We start from the raw sequence: 6,956 nt of genomic DNA, 5'->3' as shown, positions 1-6,956 counted from the left end.
GAGCTTGGCGAGCCTTTCCGCCGCGACGCGATGAAAAAACCCGTCGCAGTCGCCGGCATCAGCGCCGATGACATGAAGGCGCAGGGCGCTTAACCCCAGGACGAGGCCGGAGCACATGACCCTGACACCCGTCGAGCTGTTGCGGCAAAACGCTCCGGCCACCCGTCCCATAATCGCCCTCAGCGAAGGCAACGACCCCCGCATCACAAAAGGGGCCATCAACACGCAGAGGGGGGGTCATGCTGTTTTGAAACACACGCTCAGCAGGAGGGTATGATGTCATGACATCTCAGGTTCTCAATCTCTTCGGTGCGCCCGCAACACGCAGCGAACGGCGCCTGGCCGATCTTCCGGGCCGCGTTGTCGACGGCGATCCGCATCACCAGATCGGGATGCATTTTACCAGTCCGGATGGCAAGTTGTCGGCGGGCACATGGACCTCGACGCCCGGAAAATGGCATGCGTTCACGGACAAAGACGAATATTGCTATATTGTCAAAGGCCATTGCGCTTTGATCCACGAAGACGGCACCCGACAGGATTTTCGCGACGGGGCAAGTTTTCTGATCCCGAACGGGTTTCGCGGCTATTGGGAAGTTATTGAGGAAACGACGAAGCACTTTGTGATCCGGGATTGCACGTAAGAACTACAAGATGCTCCGAAGTGCAGATGCCGTTACGCGGTAAGGTTGTTCTTGCCATAAAGGCGTCGCATGATCATGGGCGTCAGGTACATCGGGATCTGATACGCGCCGATGAAGGCCATGATCGGGGCGGTGACATCGGTTGGCAGGGCGACAAAGAATATGGCGATGTTCCGGTTTCCCGCGATGATCGATATCGCGGTCGATTTGTCTGCGGGCAGCCGGTTTCGGCTCAGGTGAAATGCAACGGCTTGTGCCCCGAAATTGGCCAGACAGGCGAGCGCGATCCAGAAGGTTGCAATGGCGGGATTGTTCAGGGCCGTGGCGCTGACCGAAGGCATCAGCCCGATGACAAAGACGGCCAAGGTAAGTGTCGCCAATCCCTCCAAATTCAGCAGCATCGCGGGTGAGGGTGCGCGCAGAACTGTGCGCCGGGTGACGATGGCAGCCCCGGTTGCAAGTACGATGGTCAGCAACAATTGCAACCCGGCCTGCAAGACAGATTGAATATCCCCCAGTTCGGGCATGAGCAGAAATACGGGCAATGCGGTCAGCGGCAACAGCGCCGTACCCACAACCATCAGCCGCATCGCGTGTTCAGGCGGATGGCCCATCATCAGGCACATATTGGGACTGCCTGAAATGGACGGGGCCGCCGCCATGATCAGCAGGGACAAAAGGACAGGCGTTCCAGTCCATCCCCCCGCGAACCCGATGGCCAGCACGATCAGCGGCATCACGAATTGAAACCCGATGACTGTGAATGCAACCTTCTGCAGATCACTCAGCGACCCGAGAATGGTTTCAGGGTTCATCCTGAGGACTGTGACGAACAGCAACAACACGACCAGTGGCGGCAGCAGGTTTCGCATCGGCTCGGCCAGGGACGGCAGCAGAAGGCCAGCCGCCAGCCCGGCGATCAGTACATGAGGGCCATGACGCGCCGCCAGATGTAACGGGTTCAAGGCTGTTCTACCCACCCGGGCCTTGGCGCAGATTTTCCGGCAGCCAGGTCGCCAGATCCGGGAACCAGATGAGGATGAAAACCATCAATACCATGATCAGGAACATCGGGATCGCTGCACGCGCGATATAGCTCATCTCGTGGTTTGTCATGCCCTGCATCACGAACAGGTTGAATCCGATCGGTGGTGTGATCTGTGCCATCTCGACAACAACCACGATGAAGATGCCGAACCAGATAAGGTCGATCCCGGCGTCACGGATCATCGGTTCAACCACGGCCATCGTCAACACGACCGAGGATATCCCGTCCAGAAAGCATCCCAGAATGATGTAGAATACCAGCAATACCATCAACAGCTCGAACCGTGTCAGGTCCCATCCGGCGATCAGGTCGGCCAGTCCGCGCGGCAGGCCGGTGAACCCCATCGACAGCGACAAAAAGGCCGCCCCCGCAAGAATCAGGGCGATCATCGCACTGGTGCGCGTGGCCCCCATCAGGCTTTCGGTAAAGGTCTTCCAGGTCAGCGACCCTTGACCGGCGGCCAGCAAAAGCCCGCCAATCACGCCGAAAGCGGCGGCTTCGGTCGCGGTAGCATAGCCCAGATACATCGATCCGATGACAACGGTGATCAGCAGGATCACAGGCAGCAGAAAGCGTGAGTTTTTGACTTTCTCAGAAAAGCTCAGCTTGCTTTCGTCGTTTGGGTTCCAGTCCTTACCCAGCTTGGAATACAGCGCGACATATCCCATGAACATCGCCGCAAGAACAAGGCCGGGGAGGATACCGGCGAAGAACAGCTTGGTGATCGATTCATTGATCGTCACCCCGTATACGATCAGAGTCAGAGAGGGTGGGATCATCAGCCCCAATGTTGCGGCACCGGTCAATGTTCCGATGATCATCCGCTCGGGGTAATTGCGCTTGCGCAACTCGGGGATCGACATTTTTCCGACGGTCGTCAGGGTTGCCGCCGACGACCCCGAGACAGCGGCAAAGACAGTACACCCAACGATATTCGTATGCACCAGACCACCGGGCAGGGGGGCCATCCAGGGCGACAACCCCTTGAACATGTCCTCGGACAATCGCGTTCGGTACAGGATCTCGCCCATCCAGATGAACATCGGCAGGGCGGTCAGGGTCCACGAGGACGATGCCGACCAGATGGTCGTGATCATGACATCGCCCACGGGGCGTGTCGTGAACAGCTCCATCCCGACCCAGGCGACACCCATCAGGGCCAGTCCGACCCACACACCGGTGCCCAACAGGGTGAAAAGCACAAAGAGGAAGAGGATGATAACAGCCAGGTTTTCCATGCGCTTACTCTCCGTGGCTCTGATCGGCCAGATCGCGGGCGATGCGGTGTTCACCGCGGAACAGAACGTGGATCAGGTGATCCGTCAGGGCGATGGCAAGGATCACGGCACCGATCAGCATCGCGGATTGAGGGATCCAAAGGGCGGTTCTATCCTGTCCCTGACTGACGTCGTTGAACTTCCAGCTCCAGTAGACAAAGCGATAGGCATACCAGCAGAAATACCACATGACGGCGGTAGCGATTCCAAAGCACCAGACTTCAAGAATGCGCCGAACCCCGTCCGGCACTGCGTTCAGCAGGATCGATACACGGATGTGGCTGCCCCGGTTCAACGCGTTGGCAAACGCCAGAAAAGAGGCGGCAGCCATCGCATAACCGGCATAGTCCGGTGCGCCGGGAAACACTTCGCCGGTCCAGCGGGCCAGCATCTGCACCACGATCAGCAGCAATATGGCAATCAGGCTGATCGCCGCCAGAACCCCTGCTGCCAGATAAATGAAATCCAATACGGACCGAAGCCCTCGCAAAACTGCCATGCCGTCCCCGCTGTGTTCTGATTGGATTTGAAACGGGCGGCAGGATATGCCGCCGCCCGTCCGGTAAGGATCACTGAGACGCGTGGAACGCGTCGACGATGGCCTTGCCTTGGTCCCCGGCGGCCTCTAGCCATTCATTGGTCATGGTCACACCGATTTCTTTCAATTCCTTCACCATCTGATCCGATGCCGGGCCAACGGTCATGCCGCCATCCCGCAGGCCTTGCAAGGTAAAGCCGGTGTATTCCTTGGCACGCCAGTTCCCGGCATATTCCGCCAGCTCAGCACAGCCTTTGATTACGTTCTTGTTGGCATCGGATACACCAGACCAGACGTCGGAATTGACCATCACGTAGTTGCGCGGCAGCCAGGCGTCGACCTCGTAGAAATAGTTCAGGCTTTCCCAAACCTTGCGGTCATACCCGGTCGAACCCGACGATATCATCGAATCCGCCACGCCCGTTGCAAAAGCCTGACTGATTTCAGCCGCTTCGATGGTAACCGGCAGCATCCCGGTCAACTCGGCCAGCCGTGAAGTGGCGTTGTTGTACGAGCGGAACTTGATGCCCTTCATCTCGGCGACCGAGTTTACCTCATTTTTGAAATACAGACCTTGCGGAGGCCACGGTACCGCATAAAGCAGCGTCAGGTTTTGCTCGGCCAGCAGGTTTTCGATCGAAGGTTTGGCCGCTTCCCAAAGCTTTGCGCTGTCGTCGAATGAGGTCGCAAGAAACGGGATGGAATCAAACCCGAACAATGCGTTTTCGTTCTGATGCCCGGACAACAACCGCTCACCAATCGGGGCCTGCCCTGTCTGGATTGCGCGTTTGATGTCGCCGCCCTTGAACAGCGAGCCGGACGGGTGCGTGACGATTTCAATCTCGCCGCCGGTGCCGGTGGTGACGCATTTGGCAAATTCCGCGCCCGTGGCCGAGTGGAAGTTTGAGGCCGCATAGGCCATCGGCATGTCCCATTTTTCGGCCATGGCGGGTGCCGCGGCGGCGGCGGTCAGCGCAGTTGCCGCCAGAAGGTTCGTCAATTTCTTCATCATTCTTCTCCCTGTTGAATTTGGAAACACCGGCGTTCTTCACCGGTTTGTTCATTATTTCGCGTATCGTGACGGCGCGTAGACGCTCATGTCGACATTTGGCGTTCTGCCCGCAATCATCTGCGCCAGAAGGCGCCCGGTTTTTGGCCCGCCTGTCAGGCCGATATGGTGATGCCCGAAGCCCATATAGGCCCCTTTGATACCGGGCACTTCGCCAATAACCGGGATCGAGTCAGCCGGAGCGGGCCTGTGCCCCATCCATTCCACTTCCTCCTTCCATGTCACGCCCGGGAACGCCGCCCGGGCATTTTTGCGCATCAACTCGAACGGCGCGCGCGAGGGCGGCGCATCCAGCCCTCCGAACTCGACAATGCCCGCCAAGCGTATGCGCCCATCCATCGGTGTCGCAACGAACTTGCCCGAGACAACCATAACCGGGCTGCGCGGCATCGCGGAAGGCTTTACCAATTCAAGATGATAACCACGTTCGCTTTCAAGAGGAACAGAAACTCCCAAGCGCTTTGCCAATGGGCCCGACCAGATCCCGGCCGTGACAACGGCCGCGTCACAAGCAATGGTCTCGCCAGAGGCCCGAACCCCTGTGACATGCCCGTTTTCCCGAACCACGTCTTCGACGTTTGCACGTATGAAACGACCTCCGTTCACCTCAACATGCGCGGCAAGGTCTTTCACGTACCGGCCGGGGTCGGTGATGTGGCCATGATCTGAAAGCCGGGCGGCAAACCCGATGCCCTGACTGTAAACCGGGTCATATTCATGGAAGGCATTACCTTCCAATTCGTCCCACTGAAACCCGTTCCGGCGCCGGATATCCCAACCAAATGCATCTTCCTCAAAATGCGCGCGATCCCTGTAAAGAAACAGGTAATCTGACGGAACCAGCCACTTTTCCGCCCCGGTTCCGGCCGCCAGCGCCTTGTGGTCATTCAGACTGTCGCCAACGATGGACGACAGTGCTGCGGCGATCCTCTCGACGTCGGCGGCGTTGGCGTGACGGAGATATTTCCAAAGCCACGGAAGAAGCTTTGGCAAGTACCCCCATTTCAGGAACAAGGGTTGCGAGGGGCTCAGCAGCATCTTCGGCGCTTTGCCCAGCAATCCGGGAACGGTGACCGGAACAATCGAACACGAGGCCAAAACCCCGCCATTGCCGTGCGAGGTACCTTCGGCAGGGCCCGCCTTGTCGATCAGGATCACGTCGTGACCATCCCGCTGCAACCAAACCGCAGTCGACACGCCGACAATTCCGGCCCCGATGATGGCTATGGTTTTCTTGTCCGTCATTCTGTCACCGCCTTGGCAACCGCATAATGATCCAGTTTGGTCAGGTCAGGTCTGCCGCCAAGTCCGGGGCCCTGAGGCACGCATACCTGACCGTCCTTTACCTGAAATGGCTGCTCCAGAATGTCCTCTTTCAGGAAATAGGACACCTGATAGAATTCGCAGCCCAGAGAGATTTCCGGTGTCGTGGCAATCATGTGCGTGCCCGCCAAGTGGGCCAGTCCAGCCTCGAACATGTCACCACCATAGGCCGTCAGGCCATGGGCCGCAGCAATGCGTGCAACTGTCTGCCCGCGTGTCAGGCCGCCTGACTTCATGATCTTCACTGAAACTCCGTCGCAGATCCCTTCGCGAGCTGCGCGCTCCATATCTTCGGGGCCAAAGACGCTTTCGTCGGCCAGAAGTGGAACATCCGTCATCTGCCGCAGCTTTGCCATCATGCCATACTGATGGGCGCGGACAGGTTGTTCAATGAAGTCCGGTTTGAACTGAGCGACGTCCCGCACCTGCGATGGCGCATCATCAATGCTGAGCCCTTGATTATAGTCCACGCGGACCGAGAACTCCGGGTAGTTCTGGGCAAGATACTCCAGCCGCATGATGTCAAAGGCGTGATCCTTGAACCCGGTCTTGAGTTTGACAATCCGAACACCGTCCTCACGCAGGCGCGCCAACAGATCGACGTCCTGGGCAAAGTCGGGATTTGCGATGGAACAACTCAGCGGAATGCTGTCGCGGAAGCGACCACCCAGCAAAGACCAGACTGGAACACCGCTGATCCGGCCTGCCAGATCCAGCAGTGCGGTTTCCAGCGCCGCCTTGGCTTCGGTGCAATGTGCCACGGCATAAGCCGCACGCGCCATGATGGCGGCCCGATCCCCAACGCATGCCCCAAGAACGTGAGGGCGCAGATAACGGTCCAGTGCCGCAAAACTCGCTTCGGGTGTTCCGGTGAAAACAGACCAGGGCGACGCCTCGCCATACCCCTGCGTGCCATCCTCGGATGTCAGACGCAGGATGACGACTTCGCAAACGCCTTCAACCGATCCGATGCCGTGATCCCGGCGGGATGTGACCGGCAGTTCAAGGTGCCACAGGTCATAGCCGATGATTTTCTGTGCCAGATTGCTCATTTCGC

Annotated in this window: 7 protein-coding genes; 1 reads left to right on the top strand and 6 read right to left on the bottom strand. The window is 58.4% G+C overall.

The window, feature by feature from the left end:
* Positions 1-281: 281 nt before the first annotated feature.
* On the top strand, positions 282-644 hold the full coding sequence (locus tag AC2FLU_RS19835; RefSeq protein ID WP_480968046.1) for a cupin domain-containing protein: 363 nt from the start codon (positions 282-284) through the stop codon (positions 642-644).
* Positions 645-676: 32 nt separating this feature from the next.
* On the opposite strand, the gene AC2FLU_RS19830 is transcribed toward AC2FLU_RS19835, so the two are convergent.
* The 6 genes from AC2FLU_RS19830 to AC2FLU_RS19805 form a co-directional block, all read right to left on the bottom strand.
* Entirely contained in the window at positions 677-1,609 is a 933-nt protein-coding gene (locus AC2FLU_RS19830) for a hypothetical protein (protein ID WP_496809461.1), read from the bottom strand.
* A 7-nt stretch (positions 1,610-1,616) separates the two neighbouring features.
* Positions 1,617-2,930 carry a TRAP transporter large permease gene (locus AC2FLU_RS19825; RefSeq protein WP_480477491.1) on the bottom strand — a complete coding sequence of 438 codons (1,314 nt, stop codon included), beginning with the start codon at positions 2,928-2,930 and terminating at the stop codon, positions 1,617-1,619.
* Between the two features lie 4 nt (positions 2,931-2,934).
* Positions 2,935-3,468 carry a TRAP transporter small permease gene (locus tag AC2FLU_RS19820; protein ID WP_480625592.1) on the bottom strand — a complete coding sequence of 178 codons (534 nt, stop codon included), beginning with the start codon at positions 3,466-3,468 and terminating at the stop codon, positions 2,935-2,937.
* A gap of 70 nt (positions 3,469-3,538) precedes the next feature.
* On the bottom strand, positions 3,539-4,516 hold the full coding sequence (locus AC2FLU_RS19815; protein ID WP_480496171.1) for a TRAP transporter substrate-binding protein: 978 nt from the start codon (positions 4,514-4,516) through the stop codon (positions 3,539-3,541).
* A 54-nt stretch (positions 4,517-4,570) separates the two neighbouring features.
* Positions 4,571-5,821 (bottom strand): NAD(P)/FAD-dependent oxidoreductase, encoded by a 1,251-nt coding sequence (locus AC2FLU_RS19810; protein ID WP_496809460.1) that lies wholly within the window; start codon positions 5,819-5,821, stop codon positions 4,571-4,573.
* Positions 5,818-6,951: an enolase C-terminal domain-like protein gene (locus AC2FLU_RS19805; RefSeq protein ID WP_496812091.1), complete on the bottom strand. Its 1,134-nt coding sequence runs from the start codon at positions 6,949-6,951 to the stop codon at positions 5,818-5,820. Before AC2FLU_RS19805 ends, AC2FLU_RS19810 begins: the two co-directional genes overlap by 4 nt.
* Between the last annotated feature and the right edge of the window lie 5 nt (positions 6,952-6,956).

It is taken from the genome of Ruegeria sp. SAZD013 (genome assembly GCF_059612525.1).
This window is presented reverse-complemented; position numbering and strand designations above follow the sequence as displayed.

Bases quoted from the DNA above. Each gene is read 5' to 3' on its own strand.
- AC2FLU_RS19835 (WP_480968046.1), top strand. From the start codon at position 282: ATGACATCTCAGGTTCTCAATCTCTTCGGTGCGCCCGCAACACGCAGC.
- AC2FLU_RS19825 (WP_480477491.1), bottom strand. From the start codon at position 2,930: ATGGAAAACCTGGCTGTTATCATCCTCTTCCTCTTTGTGCTTTTCACC.
- AC2FLU_RS19820 (WP_480625592.1), bottom strand. From the start codon at position 3,468: ATGGCAGTTTTGCGAGGGCTTCGGTCCGTATTGGATTTCATTTATCTG.
- AC2FLU_RS19815 (WP_480496171.1), bottom strand. From the start codon at position 4,516: ATGAAGAAATTGACGAACCTTCTGGCGGCAACTGCGCTGACCGCCGCC.
- AC2FLU_RS19810 (WP_496809460.1), bottom strand. From the start codon at position 5,821: ATGACGGACAAGAAAACCATAGCCATCATCGGGGCCGGAATTGTCGGC.
- AC2FLU_RS19805 (WP_496812091.1), bottom strand. From the start codon at position 6,951: ATGAGCAATCTGGCACAGAAAATCATCGGCTATGACCTGTGGCACCTT.